Annotated in this window: 15 protein-coding genes; 8 read left to right on the forward strand and 7 right to left on the reverse strand. The window is 44.9% G+C overall.

Features of this window, described 5'->3' with window-relative positions; translation table 11 throughout:
• Nucleotides 1-68: 68 nt before the first annotated feature.
• From L1D37_RS17685 to L1D37_RS17695, 3 genes are all read right to left on the reverse strand, one after another.
• Nucleotides 69-728: a response regulator transcription factor gene (locus L1D37_RS17685; protein ID WP_004741316.1), complete on the reverse strand. Its 660-nt coding sequence runs from the start codon at nucleotides 726-728 to the stop codon at nucleotides 69-71.
• Nucleotides 729-789: 61 nt separating this feature from the next.
• Nucleotides 790-1,188: a hypothetical protein gene (locus L1D37_RS17690; RefSeq protein ID WP_132763695.1), complete on the reverse strand. Its 399-nt coding sequence runs from the start codon at nucleotides 1,186-1,188 to the stop codon at nucleotides 790-792.
• 174 nt (nucleotides 1,189-1,362) lie between these two features.
• Nucleotides 1,363-3,105 carry a DEAD/DEAH box helicase gene (locus L1D37_RS17695; RefSeq protein ID WP_239848624.1) on the reverse strand — a complete coding sequence of 581 codons (1,743 nt, stop codon included), beginning with the start codon at nucleotides 3,103-3,105 and terminating at the stop codon, nucleotides 1,363-1,365.
• 97 nt (nucleotides 3,106-3,202) lie between these two features.
• On the opposite strand from L1D37_RS17695, the gene rsuA reads away from it, so the two are divergent.
• The 3 genes from rsuA (at nucleotide 3,203) to L1D37_RS17710 (ending at nucleotide 5,979) form a co-directional block, all read left to right on the forward strand.
• Nucleotides 3,203-3,898: a 16S rRNA pseudouridine(516) synthase RsuA gene (gene rsuA / locus L1D37_RS17700; RefSeq protein ID WP_017633289.1), complete on the forward strand. Its 696-nt coding sequence runs from the start codon at nucleotides 3,203-3,205 to the stop codon at nucleotides 3,896-3,898.
• 204 nt (nucleotides 3,899-4,102) lie between these two features.
• The gene (locus L1D37_RS17705) at nucleotides 4,103-5,320 is read left to right on the forward strand and encodes a Bcr/CflA family multidrug efflux MFS transporter (protein ID WP_239848625.1); all 1,218 of its coding nucleotides are present in this window, start codon (nucleotides 4,103-4,105) and stop codon (nucleotides 5,318-5,320) included.
• A complete protein-coding gene (locus L1D37_RS17710) occupies nucleotides 5,320-5,979 on the forward strand; it encodes a DUF2913 family protein (protein ID WP_176681535.1) in 660 nt (219 codons plus the stop codon). The genes L1D37_RS17705 and L1D37_RS17710 overlap by 1 nt, the downstream gene beginning before the upstream one ends.
• A gap of 120 nt (nucleotides 5,980-6,099) precedes the next feature.
• On the opposite strand, the gene L1D37_RS17715 is transcribed toward L1D37_RS17710, so the two are convergent.
• Together L1D37_RS17715 and L1D37_RS17720 are read right to left on the reverse strand one after the other, a co-directional pair.
• Complete coding sequence (locus tag L1D37_RS17715) at nucleotides 6,100-7,524, reverse strand: DUF2867 domain-containing protein (protein WP_239848626.1); 1,425 nt, start codon at nucleotides 7,522-7,524, stop codon at nucleotides 6,100-6,102.
• A gap of 155 nt (nucleotides 7,525-7,679) precedes the next feature.
• Nucleotides 7,680-9,107: a cytochrome-c peroxidase gene (locus L1D37_RS17720; RefSeq protein ID WP_239848628.1), complete on the reverse strand. Its 1,428-nt coding sequence runs from the start codon at nucleotides 9,105-9,107 to the stop codon at nucleotides 7,680-7,682.
• Between the two features lie 482 nt (nucleotides 9,108-9,589).
• On the opposite strand from L1D37_RS17720, the gene L1D37_RS17725 reads away from it, so the two are divergent.
• The 5 genes from L1D37_RS17725 (at nucleotide 9,590) to nhaA (ending at nucleotide 16,768) form a co-directional block, all read left to right on the forward strand.
• Nucleotides 9,590-10,963 carry an MATE family efflux transporter gene (locus L1D37_RS17725; RefSeq protein ID WP_239848629.1) on the forward strand — a complete coding sequence of 458 codons (1,374 nt, stop codon included), beginning with the start codon at nucleotides 9,590-9,592 and terminating at the stop codon, nucleotides 10,961-10,963.
• A gap of 122 nt (nucleotides 10,964-11,085) precedes the next feature.
• Complete coding sequence (locus L1D37_RS17730) at nucleotides 11,086-11,757, forward strand: ABC transporter ATP-binding protein (RefSeq protein ID WP_017060385.1); 672 nt, start codon at nucleotides 11,086-11,088, stop codon at nucleotides 11,755-11,757.
• On the forward strand, nucleotides 11,738-14,191 hold the full coding sequence (locus L1D37_RS17735) for an ABC transporter permease (protein ID WP_176681531.1): 2,454 nt from the start codon (nucleotides 11,738-11,740) through the stop codon (nucleotides 14,189-14,191). The genes L1D37_RS17730 and L1D37_RS17735 overlap by 20 nt, the downstream gene beginning before the upstream one ends.
• Nucleotides 14,181-15,329 (forward strand): lipocalin-like domain-containing protein, encoded by a 1,149-nt coding sequence (locus L1D37_RS17740; protein ID WP_239848631.1) that lies wholly within the window; start codon nucleotides 14,181-14,183, stop codon nucleotides 15,327-15,329. Before L1D37_RS17735 ends, L1D37_RS17740 begins: the two co-directional genes overlap by 11 nt.
• A 275-nt stretch (nucleotides 15,330-15,604) precedes the next feature.
• A complete protein-coding gene (gene nhaA / locus L1D37_RS17745) occupies nucleotides 15,605-16,768 on the forward strand; it encodes a Na+/H+ antiporter NhaA (RefSeq protein ID WP_239848633.1) in 1,164 nt (387 codons plus the stop codon).
• A 262-nt stretch (nucleotides 16,769-17,030) separates the two neighbouring features.
• Here the strand turns inward: nhaA and L1D37_RS17750 are convergent, their stop codons facing one another.
• Nucleotides 17,031-17,642 carry an OmpA family protein gene (locus L1D37_RS17750; RefSeq protein WP_026084313.1) on the reverse strand — a complete coding sequence of 204 codons (612 nt, stop codon included), beginning with the start codon at nucleotides 17,640-17,642 and terminating at the stop codon, nucleotides 17,031-17,033.
• Nucleotides 17,642-18,949, reverse strand: a complete 1,308-nt coding sequence (locus L1D37_RS17755) for a TolC family outer membrane protein (RefSeq protein WP_239848634.1) — start codon at nucleotides 18,947-18,949, stop codon at nucleotides 17,642-17,644. Before L1D37_RS17755 ends, L1D37_RS17750 begins: the two co-directional genes overlap by 1 nt.
• Between the last annotated feature and the right edge of the window lie 520 nt (nucleotides 18,950-19,469).

Here is a 19,469-nt window from a genome sequence, read left to right on the forward strand (position 1 = left end):
CTGTCCATTTAATTGGCTATTACACTGAGTCTCATTGACGATTGCTTCAAGTGTAATTAGATAGGGCGCTATTCAGCATTCAGTTGGTAGCCAAGGCCACGCACCGTTTTGATGATCTTTGGTGCAATTTTCTTACGGATTCGACCAATAAACACCTCAACTGTGTTTGAGTCGCGGTCGAAATCTTGTTTGTAGATGTGCTCAACCAATTCAGTGCGCGAGATAACCTTGTTTTGGTTATGCATGAAATACGCGACAACCTTATATTCCAGTGCCGTTAGGCTTACAGCTTGGCCTTGCCATAGTACTTTAGAGCTGCGAGTGTCTAGGCTTAAATCACCAATTTGAAGAACTGGCGCTGCGCTGCCTGAAGCTCGGCGCAATTGAGCACGAATACGGGCAATCAACTCAACCATTTCGAATGGTTTAGTCAGGTAATCATCTGCGCCTGCGTTTAAGCCTTCAACACGCTGGGTTAAGGTGTCACGAGCACTTAAGATAATCACTGGCGTGTTAATATTTTCGTCTCGAATGCCTTTTAAAACGGTCAGGCCATCAAGCTTAGGCAGTCCTAAATCGAGAACAATCGCGTCCCACTCTTCGGAGGTTGCACGGTAGAGCGCGTCAATACCATCTTGAGAAAGTTCTGGAACCCAGTCGGCTCCCTCAAGTGTTTCAATAATTTGTTGGCCCAAACGAGGTTCGTCTTCAACGACTAAAATTTTCATAATTGTTCTTCTTAATTTTTGTAATGACTGTTCGTCGAACTTAACTATTCGTCGTGCTTAATTAGTCGCCGTGTTTAATTGCGTTTTTAAAGTTACGGCCTTCAATCTTTAGCATGTCCAACGTTTCGGCGTTGTATTCAACTTTAATGATGTTGTTTTGGAAGTTAATTTTTAGCTCATACACCCAAATATCATCATCTTCTTCTAGCTCGACTTTAATGATTCGGCCATGAAGATCGTTTTCTACCGCAGCATACATTTCAGAGAAAGGACGAATGTAGCCTTCTCGAACCGCTTCATAGACTTCGTCTTGATCTTCTTCGAATTCGATTCGGGTTCCTGCTTTGTGAACGTCTTGTACTAGGTCGTGACCATTATGATGTGAGTCAGCCCATGCGCCAGCAGAAACAAATAAGCCTAAGCTTATAGAAAACAAAGAAATCATAGCTTTACTAAACATAGCGAATCCTAGAGAAGGTTGATAGCGTTCAGTATAAAAAAGTAATTCTGAACAGAAAGTGAACCTGATTAATAATGAGAATTTGATACCGAAAAACTTAACGCTTAAATGGCGAATGCTTTAATACGCCAGACTAACCACCAAGTGTTAAGAACGTAAGACTTATCCTTGACCTCAACGCTGCTGTAGTTCGTCTTCGAATATCTTGTCTCTCATTTTCCAAAAGCGCCCAACTTTACGTGCAATCACGAATTGTGGTGGGCGGAATCTATGTTGGTGAGCAACCACTTTCGATGGCGACGCTTCCTCAAAAGGCCTGTGCCTATCCGCAAGGTGCGGGCGAACAAACTGGTCTTTGAAGTTTTGCTTTTGCTTCTTGGTAGTTAATGACCAAAACTCATGCACTTGCGCTTGGTTTTCGCCTCGGTAGGTGACTTTAAGCTGCGACTTTCCTTTGTCGTCCTTAAGCACGTTGAGGTTCATTTCTAAACACTCAAACACTAGAGCATCTTTTAGATTGAGTGCCTCTTTGAGCTTTTTGTCTGGATCAACCAATGTGGCGTCACACTCATGACAAATACGTGCCGCAATGTCGTTATCGGCGCCGCACTCACCACAATATTTGGCGCGGAAGCGATAGTTACAATGCTCGCGCTCTCCCGTGTCTTCATCGGTAAAGTAGCCTTGGCACTTACGGCCAAAGTGTTCAAGCAAGAAGCCGTTGCTGTCTAGTTTGCCCCAAAAGTTGTTATTGAAGCCGCAAGCAGGACAAGGGATGGTGATGATTTCACTGTCTGAATCCGGTTTAGGATCACCGACTTCTGGCTGGTAAAGGTCATAGCTGTTGCCTGCATAGTCGAGCACCAAACACTCTTTTTTACCTGGAGACAAACGCAATCCACGGCCAACGATTTGTTGATACAAACTGATGGATTCTGTTGGGCGAAGAATCGCGATTAAATCGACATGCGGTGCATCAAAGCCAGTGGTTAATACCGATACGTTGACCAAGAATTTGATTTTACGATCTTTAAAGTCATTGATGATCTGGTCACGCTCTAATGTCGGCGTATCACCAATGACAATTGCAGCTTCACCTTCGGGCAATAAGCCAAGGATTTCTTGAGCGTGTCGAACTGTGGCTGCAAACACCATGATGCCAAGCTTGTCTTGGGCGAGATGGATGATCTGGTCGACAATCTGCGGTGTAGCTCGTTTTGATTGTTCGATCACCATATCAAGCTCAGCTTCTTTGTATCGACCTGTACTTGCTGGCTTTAATTGTGAGAAGTCATAACTTAATACTGGCGCATCTATCATGCGAGCAGGGGTTAAGAAGCCTTCATCAAGCAAGTAGCGAATTGGTAGTTCAAAGATGCAGTCACGGAAGAAGCGTGGCTCATCCGAACGCACTTGGCCACGAGTGTGATATTGATAAATCCAGCCCATACCAAGGCGGTACGGCGTTGCCGTTAAGCCAAGTACTTTGATGCCGGAATTATTCTCGCGTAAGTGAGTGATCACTTTCTGATAGCTACTGGTCTTTTCGTCAGGCACGCGGTGGCATTCGTCGATAACTAAGAGTGAAAATTGGTTTGAGAATGAATCAAGGTTACGAACCACAGATTGAACTGACGCGAATACCACTTGTTGGTCGGTCTCTTTACGGCCTAAACCCGCCGAGAAAATAGATCCTTTTAACCCATAACCTTCATATTTTTCATGGTTCTGTTCAACCAGCTCTTTTACGTGAGCAAGCACCAACACTCGACCTTTCGCGAGCCTTGCCAGTTCTGCGATCACAAGGCTTTTTCCTGCCCCTGTCGGTAGCACGAGAACAGCCGGAGTTTGGTGTTTTCTGAAGTAATGAATCACTGATTTTACGGAATCAGCTTGGTACGGGCGGAGTGTATACATATCGCGTCTTGTAAAATGGAGAACAAATAGTGTGAAATAGCTCAACTAATTGAGCAAAGGTGACTATAATACCCGACTTAGATTAGTTGAGGTATTCATGCGTTTAGATAAATTTCTGTGCGATGCGTTAGGCGTCACTCGAAGAGAAGCAACACACTTATTAAAATCAAAAGCAGTGACAGTCAATGACGTCATTCAAAAAAGCGGTTCACTTAAGGTAACTGAAGAGTGTGTTGTTGAATGGCAGGGCAATGAACTGAATGTTCATGGTCCACGTTACATCATGCTTTATAAGCCAGAAGGCTTTGTTTGTTCGCATGAAGATGGCTCAAATCGCACTGCGTTTGAATTACTTGATGAAATCAAAATGGACAAGCTGCACTTTGCTGGTCGTCTAGATGTTGATACAACAGGTCTTGTTCTGATCACTGATGATGGCAAGTGGTCTCACCGCATTACAGCACCAAAACACAAGTGCGAAAAAATGTACCGTGTGTGGTTGGTTGATCCAGTAGAACCAGACTATGTTGAAAAATTCAAAGAGGGCATCCAGCTTAAGAGCGAAGATGGCCTAACACTTCCTGCACATCTTGAAGTACGTGCAGAACGTGAAGTACTACTAACGATTCACGAAGGCAAATACCACCAAGTAAAACGCATGTTTGCTGCGCTTGGTAACAAGGTAGAAGCACTGCACCGTGAACGTATTGGCGAAATCGAGATGGACGAATCTTTAGAATTAGGTGAATACCGTTACCTAACTCAAGAAGAAGTCGACTCTATCTGGAAGTAACCCTTAGCTAGAAGTTGTTTAAAATCAGCAAAACTGTTGATGACAGAACATCGCTCATAGCAGGGAATAGCCCTTTCGTTGTAAAGCCGACCATGGATAGCGTCGGCTGATGATGTTGACTGGTACTAGGAAAGTCTCAGCCAATCTTTTGACTTGCGTGCTCACGTAGGTCCCTAGCTCTATCAGTTGAACATTCGGAGAACCATGCAGACATCTACCACACAGAGCCCAAGCTCCCAACCTGAAACTCCTCAATTAGGCTTAATGCTGTTTTTGATTCTCGGTGCAATTGGCGCACTGACGCCGCTTGCGATCGATATGTACTTGCCGGCGATGCCGACCATTGCCAAAGATCTTGGTGTGACGGCGGGTGAAGTACAAATTACGCTAACAGCTTATACCGCAGGTTTCGCGTTGGGGCAGTTACTGCACGGTCCATTAGCCGACAGTTATGGTCGCAAGCCCGTGCTGTTGATTGGTGTGTTCCTGTTTGCTATCGCTTCTATGGTAAGTGCAACAACGCATGGCATTGAAGCGCTGACTTACATCCGTACCGCGCAAGGTTTTGCTGGTGCTGCAGCCGCCGTTATTATTCAAGCAGTGGTAAGAGACATGTTTGACCGCGAAGATTTCGCGAGAACCATGTCTTTCGTCACCTTGGTGATGACAGTCGCACCGTTAGTCGCTCCTATGATTGGTGGTTACTTGGCATTGTGGTTCGGCTGGCGTTCAATTTTCTGGGTATTGGCTATATTTGCGGTGATCGTAATCTTAGCGGTATCGATGAAGATTCCAGAAACGCTGCCAACGGAAAATCGTCAACCGCTGCGTTTCAAAACAACGATTCGTAATTATGCTCGTTTGTGTAAGAACCCGACGGCAATGGGCCTGATTTTCTCGGGTGCATTCTCTTTCTCGGGAATGTTCGCATTCTTAACCGCAGGTTCATTCGTTTACATCGACATCTATGGTGTTCGCCCTGATCTATTTGGTTATTTGTTCGGTTTGAACATTGTCGCGATGATCTTGATGACGAGCATTAATGGACGAATCGTGAAGAAAGTGGGCTCTCACGCGATGCTAAAATTGGGTTTGTCCATTCAATTGTTCGCGGGTTTAGGTTTGTTGGTCGGCTGGTCATTAGACATCGGCCTATGGGGTATCGTGCCATTCGTGATGCTGTTCATCGGCACACTGTCTACGATTGGTAGTAACTCGATGGCGCTGCTTTTAAGCGGATACCCGAATATGGCTGGTACAGCTTCTTCGCTGGCGGGCACATTAAGATTTGGTACTGGTTCTGTGGTAGGGGCAATTGTCGCAATGCTACCAAGTGATACTGCAGGGCCAATGGCTATGGTGATGGCAGCATGTGCAATTCTGTCAGCACTACTATATTGGACATTAGGAAAGAAGACATAATGTCAAAATACTATATTGAAATTCAGAAGTTAGTAAACGATGCGCTAGGTGAGCTGTACGCTCTGCATAAGTCAGGTAAAGCGATTGACGCACCTATTGCAAACAACCTTTACCTTGTACGTTGGGTAACCAAAGCGATTAAGGCTCAATCTTACGATCGCGTGATTGTGCCGGATTTAGTTCGCTGGCAAAAGCAGGGTCGCTCAAAGGGTAACAACTCTGATTTAACTTTTACCTTCAAACGTATCTCTGCGTTTTACGGCCAGTTCTTCCCTGAGGGCGAAGAGCCTAAAGCGCTAAAAGACAGCGATGTTGAAGCGTTCATGGACAAGATGTACGAGATGGGTTGGAGCGTATCAAGCGAAGACGAGCTAACTACTGGTGGCAAAATCCAATTCTTTACCGATGGAGAGCACTCTTTTGCCCTGTGTGGCAAACAGTGTGACGACTCTTTCGACGGTGAGTTGATGGTTAAACCAATGAACTGGTTTGTACGTGGTAACCATGCTGAGTTTATCCAAGCGGCGATGGAAGCGGGCTTTATGCTTCACAAAGTGACGGACTACAAGTCTGCAGTGAAGTACCACGGTGAATATATCGTTTATCCTGCAAACCAAGGCAACCAACTGGCTGAGATCCCTATTAGCGTTATTGGTTAATCTCGTGACCACTGAAATTATAAAGACCGCCTAAATGGCGGTCTTTTTCTAGCTATAAGGTGTGAAGGGGGGTATCTATAGCTCTTAATCTTTTCGCATCTCGTTACTCGAATCTCGCATCTACTCTTCTGCTTGCTTCTCTATCGCTTTCACCATGCCTTTAAAGATAAATAGGTGAGCTGGCATCATTGCAAACCAATACAGTAACCCTAGAAAGCCTTTAGGGTGCCACCAAGCTGAAATGTTTAATTCACGTGTGTCTCCGTTATCAGAAACGGTGATTTCCAGTCGTCCTAAGCCCGGACCTTTCATGCCAAACAATAGCGATAGAAATTGGTTCTCTTCACAACGAATGACTTTCCATGAATCGATTTTGTCGCCCACTTTTAGTTTTGGTCCTTCCGGCATTTGTCGAACGGGTATACCGCCACCAAACAGAAGATCTAACCATTCTCTTGTGCGCCATAAAGCGTTAGCGAAGAAATAACCTTGCTTCGGGCTTCCTATCTGTTGAGCGACGTGCCAAAGCGACTCTAGTGAGGCACTAGACGTGATACTTGCGCCTGTCTTCTTAGGGTAGTAACCGTAACCTGCTTGCCAGCGTTTGAATGCGGTTTTATCAAAGCCCCATACATTACTTTTTACGAAGTTACCTTCAGCGTGAATCGCTTGTTCCACCATGCTCTCGAAAGACACGAGTTTTTGCGGATACTTTTCTTGGATGGTGGTCGAGTTGGCAATAAAGTCATGCTTTAAACCCGCAAGCAAGGCTCTACCTATGTTGGAAGGGACAGAGGTCACCACGCCAAGCCAATAAGAAGCGATTTTAGGTGTGAGTAGGGAGGTTGCCCACAGTCTAAGTGGACGATCGGCGGTTTTGGCAATATGCGCGAATTGATTTCGATAAGAGACGATATCTGGGCCACCCACCTCAAAGGTTTGGCTTTCACTAGGAGTATTTTGCGCGAGCTTTAACAAATAGTGGTTTAGGTTTTTCAATGCGATAGGATTCGCTTTTGAGTCGACCCATTTCGGCGCAATCATGATTGGTAGGTTGTAAACGAAGTCTCGCATTATCTCGAAGGCAGCTGAACCCGGGCCGATGATGACGCCAGCTCGAAGCTCAGTAACAGGAACAGATCCTTTACGAAGCAACTCACCCGTTTTCTTTCTAGCTTGAAGGTGTTCAGAATCGCCAGTTTGAGGCTGAAGTGAACTTAGGTAGATAACATGCTGGTTTTTAGGGCCAAGTGCAGAGACGAAGTTGCGTGCTAGATTTAACTCGTAATCAATGAAGTCGTGGCCTTCTGCCATCCCGTGTACAAGGAAGAAGATAAGGTCAAAGTCTGGAATTAAAGCTTGTGTTGCAGTTTGGTCAGCCAGGTCGAGATATTCGAGTGACAAATTCTCATGAGGCTCAGTTCTCGCTTTTAAGTAGTCGATATGCCTTGCTGCTGCGGTTACTTGATAACCTTGCTCTAGTAGAAGAGGAAGTAGCTGTGAACCAACATATCCAGAAGCGCCTAAAACCAGTACTTTCTTCATCGTTACTCCATGTATTGCGTATCAAACCATCCTTTGTTCATACTACGCTAACTTTTCTGCAAAACCAATTGAGCCATGTGTAATGAAAAAGCCAATAGAAAGAACCTATTGGCTTAAGTTTATCGGCAGCATTTAATCGCTTCGATGGACGCTACTTAGCTCTGCTGCTGCGCTATAGGGCTAAGGTTATTTCCTTTGTATTCGCCGGTCAGCGTTTCTAGGAATGCTTTGATGGCATCCACTTCATTGTCACTCATTTCGACACCCACTTGATATTTACCCATATCAAAGATCGCTTGTTCTAGTGTCTCTGCATGGCCGTCATGGAAGTAGGGTGCAGTGAGTTCAATGTTTCTCAGCGTTGGAACCTTGAATTTATGCTTGTCGGATTCAATCGCCGTGACGTTGTATCTTCCTAAGTCTTCAGGGGTAATGTCGGTTCCTCTGTCGGAGAAGTAGTCTGCTTTCATGCCCATGGTTTCAAAGGTTTCACCGCCCATGGCTTCACCCGTGTGGCAAGTATCACAGCTGTATTGTTTGAATAGCTTCAGTCCGTGTATTTCATGAGAATCCATTGCGTCGGTATTACCCGTCAGGTATTGGTCGAAACGGCTGTTTGGTGTCACTAAGGTTTTCTCAAATTCGGCGATCGCATGAGTGATGGTGTCGCCGGTGATTTCACCGTCATAAGTCTTATTGAATTTGGCCACTAACTCAGGATCACTACTCAGCTTATTGATGATCTGTTGCCAACCCTCTGATCCCATTTCGATAGGGTTAAAAGGAGGGCCGCCAGCTTGGTCTTGTAAGTCATTTGCCCTGCCATCCCAAAACTGCAGTTTGTTATACGCTGAGTTGAAAACCGTTGGTGCATTAATGCCGCCAACTTGACCATGAATGCCAACAGAGCCAACTAAATTGTCGACACCACCTGTGTCTAAGCCGTGGCAAGTGGCACAAGAAACCGTGTCGTCACCAGATAGGCGCGTGTCGTGGTAGAGCGCTTTGCCCAGCTTTACTCTGTCTTCGTCTACTTCAAACGTGGTGTAGATTGGCTGAAGCGTGCCTTCTCTTCGGCTGTCATCTACTGGAGAGTCTTGGTGAATGTCTGCTCTTGTTTGGCGTATCCATTTTAATAAGGTGTGCTTTTCTTCATTTGAAATGCCTGCAGACCAGTGCATGGATTGATAGATCTTAGGTGGCATAGAATCGTCGTAGAGCACTTTTTCGATGCGCGCGAGCGCTACTTCGGATACTGGTTCATTATTCTGAATACCGTTGAAGAGTTGCGTAATCTCAAAGTGCTTCATACCTGTTTGTATGTCGGCATTCATGAGGGTTTTCGCGATTGGCCATTCAGAGTAGAAGGGCATTTCACTTTCGTTGGTGTGGCAGTAAGCACACCCTTTATCACTGAGTACTTTCATTGCTTGGTAGTCTAAAGAGGACTTATCCAAAGATGAAAATTGCGCGAGGCTTTCAGCAGCAATGCGTTGATCGTTTTTATCAACCGTATACACCGTACCTAAATAAGCCAAGATACCGACACCTGCCAAACTCATTATTAATTTTTTATTATTCATTTTAACTCCCTATTGAAACAGGGGTGGAAGTTATTGAATTAAAGGTGATTTATGAAATGACAAAAAGGAATGAATATTAATCGAATAATTAGATGGATTAAAATTTAACACAATAAAACCACTCAAATCATATGGTTAAGCCGATATGTGAAAATTTATAACAAAATCAATGAAATAAACATCGGGACTAACTTTGATTTCCGTCAATTTAGGCTGATTAGGTATTGAGTTGAGTGTTGTATGTATGGGTTCTGTTTTATATCTACTTTTTATGACTAATTTAAGAATTGATTATATTTACCAAGCTTATTCTTACCTAGGCTTGGGAGTCTCACCTTATTGACATCCGATGGATGAAACGTGAAAAGACGTTATACGGAAATTGATGTCCTCAGTATGATTTATGTATGGTTGAAATTCGAACATTGATATACTGAAGGAATAATCCTTTTGTCATCAACACGTTCCGTTCAGGTATTCCTATGTTGCTCTCTTCAATTATTCATCACACACGCGGCGATTTTGTTCGCAGGTTGATTGCCATTGCTTTACCAATCACCTTGCAGAGCATCATGTTTTCAAGCCGAGGCTTAGTGGATGTATTGATGTTAGGACAACTTGGGGAAGCCGATATTGCCGCAGTCGGCGTTGCAAGTCGCGCGATGTTCGTGACCACTATTATGCTGGTGGGCGTGACCACGGGCGGGGCTCTGCTTACCGCTCAATATTGGGGAGCGGGTAATAAGCAAGGTGTGAGAGAAAGTACTGCACTAACTTGGCTGGTTTCGACGCTGTTTGCGCTGTTGACCATAGTGTTCTTTGTCTCTTTCCCAGCACAAATTATGGGTGTGACTACCGACTCTCAAGAAGTCATCAGCTTGGGTGTTGAATACATCGTTATCACCTCATTTAGCATGCTAGCCGTATCGTGTGTCAGCAGTATGGCTGTTGGCCTAAGAGCGATGCATAAGCCAGGGCTGAGTACCTTCTTCAGTGGCATTGGAATCTTGTCTAACGTGTTCTTAAACTGGGTGTTGATCTTCGGTAACTTAGGATTTCCTGCTCTTGGCATCAAAGGTGCGGCGATTGCGACCGTACTGAGTGGTGCTATTGAAGTGGCGACCTTGTTTGGTTACCTCTATTTCTCTAAACATTTATTAGCCTTCAAACTTTGTGATATCAAAGCAGCGGCTACTGTGGAGAAAGTTGTTCGCTTCTTGAAATTGTCTCTGCCAACAACCTTCAACTTCTTAGCTTGGGCTGGTGGCTTGTTTGCTTATCACGCCATCATGGGACAATCAGGTGTGCAAGGTTTAGCAGCGCTTTCGGTGATGACGCCAGTTGAATCTATCTCATTGAGTTTATTGATTGGTATGTCGAATGCAGCCGCAGTTTTGGTGGGTAACCAGCTAGGTGCGAAGAACAATGAAGCGGTTTACTATCAAGCGTTAGGCTTAACGATTTTGTGTTTCTTGACCAGTATTGTAGTGGCGATTTTCCTCTACTTTATTCAAACGCCAATATTGAATGCCTTTAGTGCTTTGACTGAAGAAACCCGAGCGCTTTCAGAGAAGTTTATTTTGATTCTCAGCGTGGGTATTGTCATCCGCTCTATTCCAATGACAGTGATCGTTGGTGTACTCAGAGCAGGCGGTGACGTGAAGTTCTGCCTTTACCAAGATCTGATTGCTCAGTGGGTGATTGGTATTCCGCTGGCAGCCATCGCCGCTATTTACTTTAAGTTTCCACCTGAGTGGGTTTACCTACTGTTCCTCACTGAAGAAGTGATTAAGTGGGGCGGGTCGCTCTATCGCATGAAAACAAGAAAATGGATTAAAAACTTGATAGGAAGTTGAAGTCGGGCGCACCAATCGCATCACTTTATCGTTGGTGTGTGATCTATCTTTCAAAATACTTCCTCCTAACAGGGAATTAGTGTAGATTCTCCTTCCAAATTCTAACTAATGCGAGCTGTTTAATGTTAAAGCTGTCAGACCTATGTAAAGGCTATGTCGATGGGGGGGAGTTCCACCCTGTTTTGCAAGGTGCTGAACTGACATTAAACCAAGGTGACCAGCTAGCATTAATGGGCGAAAGCGGTTCAGGTAAAAGTACTTTACTGAATCTTATCGCGGGTTTAGACCTAGCCGATTCAGGTGAAATCGCTTTCCCTCACTTCAACATGCACGACTCTACCGAGCGTGACCGCACCGCTTATCGCAGAAACAACATTGGCCATATTTTTCAGCAGTTCAACTTACTGCCGACATTGAACATCGCCGATAACATTCGTTTTTGCCGCCAGTTAAAAGGCTTACCGGAAGACAAGGGGCTCTGGAGACAGATTCTTTCTGCTTTAGATCTTATGCCTTTGCTTGGTCGTTACCCTGAAGAGGCATCTGGTGGGCAGCAACAACGTGCAGCGATTGCTCGTGCGTTGTATATGGAACCAAAAATCTTATTGGCCGATGAACCGACAGGTAGTCTAGATGAGCGTAATGCCGAAGCGGTAATGCGTTTGCTTACGTCTTTAGCTCGCCAATTAGAATGCACTTTGTTGTTGGTGACACACAGTGAAAAAGTAGCGTTACACATGGATGGCCGGATCCGTCTACAAGGAGGGCAACTGCATGTTATGGCCCGTAGTTAAGGCACTACTCGGTCATTATCGACGTTACCCACTTCAGATTATCTTGGTATGGCTTGGTTTAACCCTCGGCGTATCACTTTTGGTTGGTGTTACTGCTATCAACCAACACGCCAAGCAAAGCTATGCCCATGGCGAAAAACTCTTTTCGAATCCTCTTCCTTACCGTATTCGACCAAAACACAACGCCAATAAAATCCCACAAGGCTTTTATATCCACCTTCGCCGTGAAGGCTTTCAGCAGTGTTCTCCTTTTGATCACCATCGTATCACTGATGAAAACGGTTCAAACTTCATGCTGATTGGCATAGACCCAGTATCTATGCTTCAACTGCAACCGGGCGTTGCGTTAAAAGATCTCAATACGTTAAACCTCATGAAGCCGCCGTATCCTATCCTTGTGAGCGATGATCTCGCTGAACACATGAAATGGAATAATGGTGACTACATTCCCCTTCTGGATGGCTCTGAGCTTGGCCCGGTAATGGTTGACGAGAACAACATTATCAATGGTACAAGGCTGATTGCGGATATTTCGCTACTGAGAATGCTCAAGCGAAGTGCTGGTTTATCGGTAATTGCTTGCTCAGAGATGTCTACCGAGAAGTTTGAACGTCTCAAAAATATGCTGCCGAACGGTTTGACGATTTCGCGCAGCTCAAAAGCCGAACTTGAGTCGCTAACCAGTGCGTTCCACTTAAACCTAAAAGCGATGGGTATGCTGTCGTTTGTGGTTGGTTTATTCATTTTCTATCAAGCAATGTCGCTTTCTTTTATCCAGCGTCAACCGTTGGTTGGAATTTTAAGACAGACGGGTGTGTCTGGTTGGCAGCTGACTAAAGCGCTCTGTTTAGAGTTACTCCTATTGGTTTTACTGAGCTGGATCTGCGGTAATGTGTTTGGCGTGATGTTAGCAAACCAACTATTACCTGCCGTATCTTCAAGCTTGGGCGATTTATACGACGCCAACGTTGGCTTAACGATCGATTGGAATTGGCGTTGGAGCGGTTACAGCTTGCTGATGGCATTGATTGGTGCTTTCTTAGCGTGTGCGTGGCCGTTGGTTCGTTTACTTAAGTCTCAACCGATTCGTTTGTCTTCTCGTTTATCTTTGATGCGTTTTGCTGGCACCGAGTTCACTTGGCAAGCGTTGATTGGCTGTGGCTTCTTGGTTGCTGCTGTCGCTGTGTATCAAGCCCCACAGACACAAGAGTCTGGCTTTGCAATTATTGCACTGATGCTGGTGAGTGTGGCCTTGTTTACGCCATTCTTAATGTGGAAACTGTTTAACAGCCTATCTTATTCATTACGTTGGGTTCGTGCTCGTTGGTTCTTCGCGGACGCAGCATCAAGTATGAGCTACCGCGGTGTGGCGACTATGGCCTTTATGCTAGCGTTAACGGCGAACATTGGCGTAGAAACCATGGTCGGCAGCTTTAGGGATACCACCGATAAGTGGCTAACGCAGCGCTTGGCGGCTGACCTCTATATTTACCCAACCAACAATGCAGCTGCTCGTATGAGTAGTTGGCTATCAGAACAACCTGAAGTTGATTCTGTTTGGTGGCGTTGGGAGAAAGATGTCGCTTCTCCAGTGGGTAGTATTCAAGTGGTGAGTACGGGGCCTTCTGAAGGCGAATTAGAAGCGCTAACCATCAAACTTGGTATTCCAAATTACTGGTATCACTTACACCACTCTAAAGGTGTGTTGATCAGCGAATCGATGTCTCTCAAGTTGGGTATTCGCCCGGGAGACTACATTGATCTCTATGACAACTTGGGCTCTGGTTGGCAAGTGGTCGGTGTTTATTACGATTATGGTAACCCTTACCATCAAGTGATGATGTCACACCGAAACTGGCTGTATGGTTTTGCTGGGCGGGGCAATGTTGGCCTTGGTGTGATACTCAAAGATGATGTCAATTCAATCGGTCTTAGAAGCCGATTGGAAAGCGTATTCAGGCTTGGTTCTGAACGTATCTTTGATAACAACAATATTCACAGCCAAGCGATGCGGGTATTTGATAGAACCTTCGCGATTGCAGATACGCTAGGCAACATTACTTTAGTTATTGCGGTGTTTGGTATCTTCTTTGCAACTGTTGCGGGTGAAGTCTCGCGGCAAAGACATATCTCGCTGCAGCGCTGTTTGGGAGTCTCTGCGAAAGAGCTGATTCTGACAGGCAGTTTACAACTGTTTGTGTTTGGACTTATTTCCTCGTTAATAGCGATTCCGCTTGGCTTAGCGTTAGCGAGCTTGATCGTTGATATCGTTATCAAGCAGTCTTTTGGGTGGTCACTCGAGTTACAAGTGCTCCCTTGGGACTATTTAGAGACATTTGCTTGGGCAATGGCAGCATTGATGTTAGCTGGTGCTTTACCAGTGATGAGAATGATTCGGAACACGCCGATGAAGTCACTGAGGGATGCCCTTTAATATGTTTCTACGGAATAGCTCAACCAAGTTAAGACAGCGAATTTTGTCTTCTCTATTGTTAATCAGTTTCTTCAGCATCTTTTTGAGTGTTTGGGGTTACTACTCCTATTTCATCGATCCTGGTGAAAAGGGCGTAAATGAGGTGAACTCTGTTCTAGTAAGCGAACATTTCAACGTGTTTGAACCTGTGTTACCAGACCGTAACGTTTCGCTACCACAAGATTTCAAGTTTCATCCGGAATTTCAGCACGAATGGTGGCACTACTTTGCGTCTTTGAAAGGGGACGATGGCAAAGACTATTCGGTTCAGTGGAGCTTCTTCCGTATAGCGACAGACGAGCGTGAAACGCCCGGATGGCAGAGTCCGCAAGTCTATATCTCAAACGTGGTGGTCTCTTCCAAATCTAAAGTATGGAAAGAACAGCGCATGGCTCGTGGTGGCATTGGCCAAGCGGGAATGACCAGTCGTCCGTTTAGAATTTGGATTGATAATTGGAATTGGCGTTCGCTGGGTAACACGCCGTTTCCTGGTCGTCTGCAAGTGCAAACAGATACGTTCGGTCTTCAATTAGATACAGTGGCGAAAGGGCCATACGTACTTAATGGGGAAAACGGCTATCAGAAAAAGCACGATTTATTACCTGTTGCATCTTATAACTTCAGCGCGCCGTTCTTATCACTGAGTGGCGTGTTGAATCTCGGCGGTGTCGCCAAGGAAGTTGAAGGAACAGCGTGGGTACATAAAGAGTGGGGCAGTGGTTTGCTCGGAGTGGGTCAACAAGGTTGGGATTGGTTTGTATTCAATCTCGATGATGGCACAGCGCTGAGCATTAATCGCTATCGTCATAATCAACAGTTGCCCTATGTGTTCGGTACTTTAGCGACTCGTTCCGGTAAGGTGTACCAGCTGACCGAAGCTGATATTTCGATTCAGCCTTTGCAAAACACAACTTTGATGAATGGTCGACGAATGCCACTTCAGTGGATCATTAACGTGCCCAAGCACGATATCAACCTGACCACGCGTATTATACGTAGGGATATGTGGCTTCCATTTGTCATACCATATTGGGAAGGGCCGATTAAGGCGAGCGGTAGCCATGAAGCGACCGGCTTTATGCAGCTCACTGGTTACTAAACTTCACCTAAGGCTATCATTTGATAGCCTTTTTTTGTGCCATCCACTTTCCTCTGCATGTAATTAATTCTGCATACAGGTTCGATGATCTCATCTATACTTAATTTATGGTGCATAACAACTTTATGGAATATACGACGTATTGTTTAGTATTTGTAGGAAAAACCGAAGTTAAACATCCAAAGAAGTGATTATCTATCGATAAAGCTTGGATATAAACTCGTGGTTATTCTTTGTTATTCGTTTATTTAAATAATAAATATAAGGGCGAAATCATGACCGACGTCATCCGTGACTTCTTTAAAATGGAATCTGCTGGCGGCATCATCCTAGTAATCGCTGCGGCGATCGCAATGTTTGTAGCAAACTCACCACTGAACGAAATGTACCAAGGCGTACTTCATAGTTACGTTCTTGGTATGTCTGTGTCTCACTGGATTAACGATGGCTTAATGGCTGTCTTCTTCCTTCTAATCGGCTTAGAAGTTAAGCGTGAACTTTTAGAAGGCGCATTAAAGTCTAAAGAGACTGCAATCTTCCCAGCTATCGCAGCTGTGGGTGGTATGCTAGCTCCTGCACTAATTTACGTGCTATTTAACTCAAGTAACCCTGAAGCGCTTCAAGGTTGGGCTATCCCGGCAGCAACAGATATCGCATTCGCATTGGGTATCATGGCACTTCTAGGCAACCGTGTACCAGTAAGCCTGAAAGTGTTCCTACTGGCTCTAGCAATTATCGATGACCTAGGTGTTGTTGTTATCATTGCTCTGTTCTACTCAGGTGACCTATCTACGCTTGCACTAACGGTTGGCTTTATCGCGACTGGTGTCTTGTTCATGCTAAACAACAAGCATGTAACCAAGCTAAGTGTTTACCTCATTGTTGGTGCAATTCTGTGGTTCGCAGTATTGAAGTCTGGCGTTCACGCAACGCTAGCAGGTGTAGTAATTGGTTTTGCTATCCCACTGAAAGGTAATAAAGGGGAACATTCTCCGCTGAAACACCTAGAGCATGCTCTGCACCCATACGTCGCTTTTGCAATCTTGCCTATCTTTGCATTTGCAAACGCTGGTATTTCGCTAGAAGGCATCTCAATTTCAAACCTAACTGGCATGCTACCGCTTGGTATTGCTATGGGTCTATTGGTTGGTAAGCCACTGGGTATCTTCCTATTCAGTTGGGGTGCTGTGAAAACAGGTGTAGCTAAACTTCCTGAAGGTGTGAACTTCATGAACATCTTCGCAGTGTCTGTGCTGTGTGGTATTGGCTTTACAATGTCTATCTTCATCTCTTCATTGGCATTTGGTCCAACGAACGCAGATTTTGATACGCTTGCTCGACTAGGTATCCTGATGGGATCGACGACAGCAGCAATCCTGGGTTACGTTCTGCTAAGTATTTCTTTACCGAAAACTAAGCACCAAGAAGTAAAACTATAATCGGTAGTAGGCTCGCTAAATCAAATAGGGAGCCTACTCACTGAGTAACAAGCTAGTTCCCGAGTAGCAAGAAACGTCACAGAGTCATCCCCTCGATTCATGTGACGACAAAGAACAAAAAAGCCGTGATGGGCGACCCTATCACGGCTTTATTGATCTTACGGCTTTCAGGTTAGTGGATGAACTTCAATTCTTCCAGCTATGCGTGATGAGACTAGGTTATTGTGAATACTACCCTCATCAGTACGGTGACGATGTCACGTTACTTTTTAAGCGTGGTAAATATGGTCCACTCTTCGACAATTTGTTCGCTCAGCCCGACAACAGTAGCTGTTACTCGACGGTTTAGTGCATGAGAAGTCGCATCATCGCCCTCGCTCTCTAATCGCTCTTCACCATAACCGACAACTCTCACTCGACTTGGGTCGATACCATTCGATAGTAGTTCATCTTCAACGTGGTGAGCTCGTTTCTTTGATAGCTCCAAATTGTATTCACTCGCACCGACTTTACTGGCATAGCCCTGAATCTCAATCGACGCGCTTTGGTAGGTTTCCAAGAACTCAGCCATAGTGGTGATTTGATCAGAGAATATCGGGTTAACTTCAAACGAGTCATTAGCAAAAAGAATGTTCAACTGTCTGACTTCTTGCGAGCTAACCGTCTCGCCGCAACCTTCATTATCAACTAGAGACGATTCAGGTGTGCCAGGGCAGGTATCTCGAGCATTGACCACGCCATCGTTATCATCGTCTTGCAGATCTGAAATCTGTGACGCTTCAGGTGTCTCAATATATTCTTCTTCCTGTTGGCTAGAGCAGGCTAGCAAGGTCATTGTTAATGCAGGAAGTAGTAAGTAAGTTATCTTCATGATTAATACTCCACGGCCGTTGTCCACTCGTCAGGGATGTCGACTAGTAGAGCGTTCAATAGAGAACCTGTCGCGTTCATTACACGGTATTTCGCGTACTGTTCAGCGTAATGTGCATCTAAGTAATCTTTACGGGCTTCAAACAGTTCGTTTTCGGTGTTGAGCAAATCTAGAAGCGTACGTTTACCGATTCGATATTGTTTTTCATAAGCGATAACGGTTTCTGATGCAGAATCTACGTGATCAGATAAAAAGTTCTTTTGTTGTAACGTAAGATCCAATGCACTCCAAGAGAGGCGTAGCCCTTCTTCAACTTGTCGATAAGCACGATCTCTCAGATCTTTTGCTTTATTAAGTTGATAAGCAGCAGCTTCTGAGTTTGCACTGTCAGTGCCACCGTTGTAGAGGTTGTATCGCATTCGTAGCATTGCCAGTGTTTCTTGGCTCGAACCTTCATCGCCACCCGCATCATCACGCCATGACTGAGAGGCTTCAATAGAGAAGGTCGGGTAATTAACACCTTTTGATTGTTTGTATTGGAAGTGTGCTGAATCGACATCTGCAGTAGCAACCTTGATGACAGGGTGTTGGTCTAGTGCATCAACAAGGGCATCTGATAATGACAGAGGAATCATCGAAATATCGGCTCTTGGGTAAACTAAGCCTAGCGGTTCTTGACCTACTATTCGTCTAAATTGGGTATGGGTATCGATTAAATTGTTCTGTGCGGCTAATAAGTTGCCGTGCGCTTTTGCAATCCTAGCTTCTACTTGAGACACATCTGCGGTTGAGCCTATCCCTGAGACAGCACGCTTTTTGATGTCCTTATAGATTTTCTTGTGGATAGCAAGGTTACTTTCCGATAGGGCTAAAACTTCAGTTGCTTTGACTGCGTCTAAGTAGATCTGGGTGACCTCTAGCGCTTTATCTTCAGCATCCGCCAACAGTTGTAAGCGAACCGATTCTGCTTCTGCGGCAGTACGATCAATGTCGTTGAGAGTCGATGAACCATCCCACAGCAATTGAGTGAGGGATATCGTTGCTTCCTTTCGCGTTAAGTCTGTATCTGGGCCATTGTTTGGTGCAGGGTTAATACCTTCGTAGCCAATCCCGGCATCAAGGTCAATGCTTGGTCTATACGCACCGCCTGCGGCGTCATTACGGCTTCGGACACTCACAAACTCATTGAAGATACTTTTGATTTCAGGGTTTGTTGCCAAGGTAATGGCGACGGCCTGTTCCAAAGTTTGAGCAGAGAGTGGGGTTGCAACAACTAAGTAACACATGATGGATAATTTAAACAGTCTCAAAGTAGGTCTCCTTCTACTTTTAATGTCCCCGCCTTTCCCTAACTTGCGTTTAACTTCCTAATTGAGAAAGGGTATTAAACGAAGCTTAGGACATATGGACAAAAATGCTAAGTTTGTGGGCTTTATTTCGAAGGTAAGTCGCTATTGCTATTGATTAATTTGCTAATAGTCGAGGTCGGCGACTTTTGAATGGGTGATTTACGAAGTGGATTAACGCCATTATTAAGCAAGTGTTCGAATAGGTGAGGATAGGGCGTGAGCTTGTTTGAAATGTCGATATCAACAATAAGAATGTGCCAAAGGTTTCAGCTCTATTTTGAGCGTTCTGGAGACAACATGAGATATGAAACTTCGTGATACTCTTAATGGTATAGAGACTAATGAATGGCAGGTAGAGTAAGAGGGAGCCCCTCTTCTATAGGCTTTGAGCCTTATCATTGTTAGGCAACCTGACAACTCTAGCATCGTGCGACTTATAAATTGCCTGTAGCTTTAGCGTGTACCAATGAGCGTATCGAGA

Origin of the sequence: Vibrio sp. Isolate33 (genome assembly GCF_022397895.1) — a bacterium.
GTDB classification, from domain to species: Bacteria; Pseudomonadota; Gammaproteobacteria; order Enterobacterales; family Vibrionaceae; genus Vibrio; species Vibrio pomeroyi.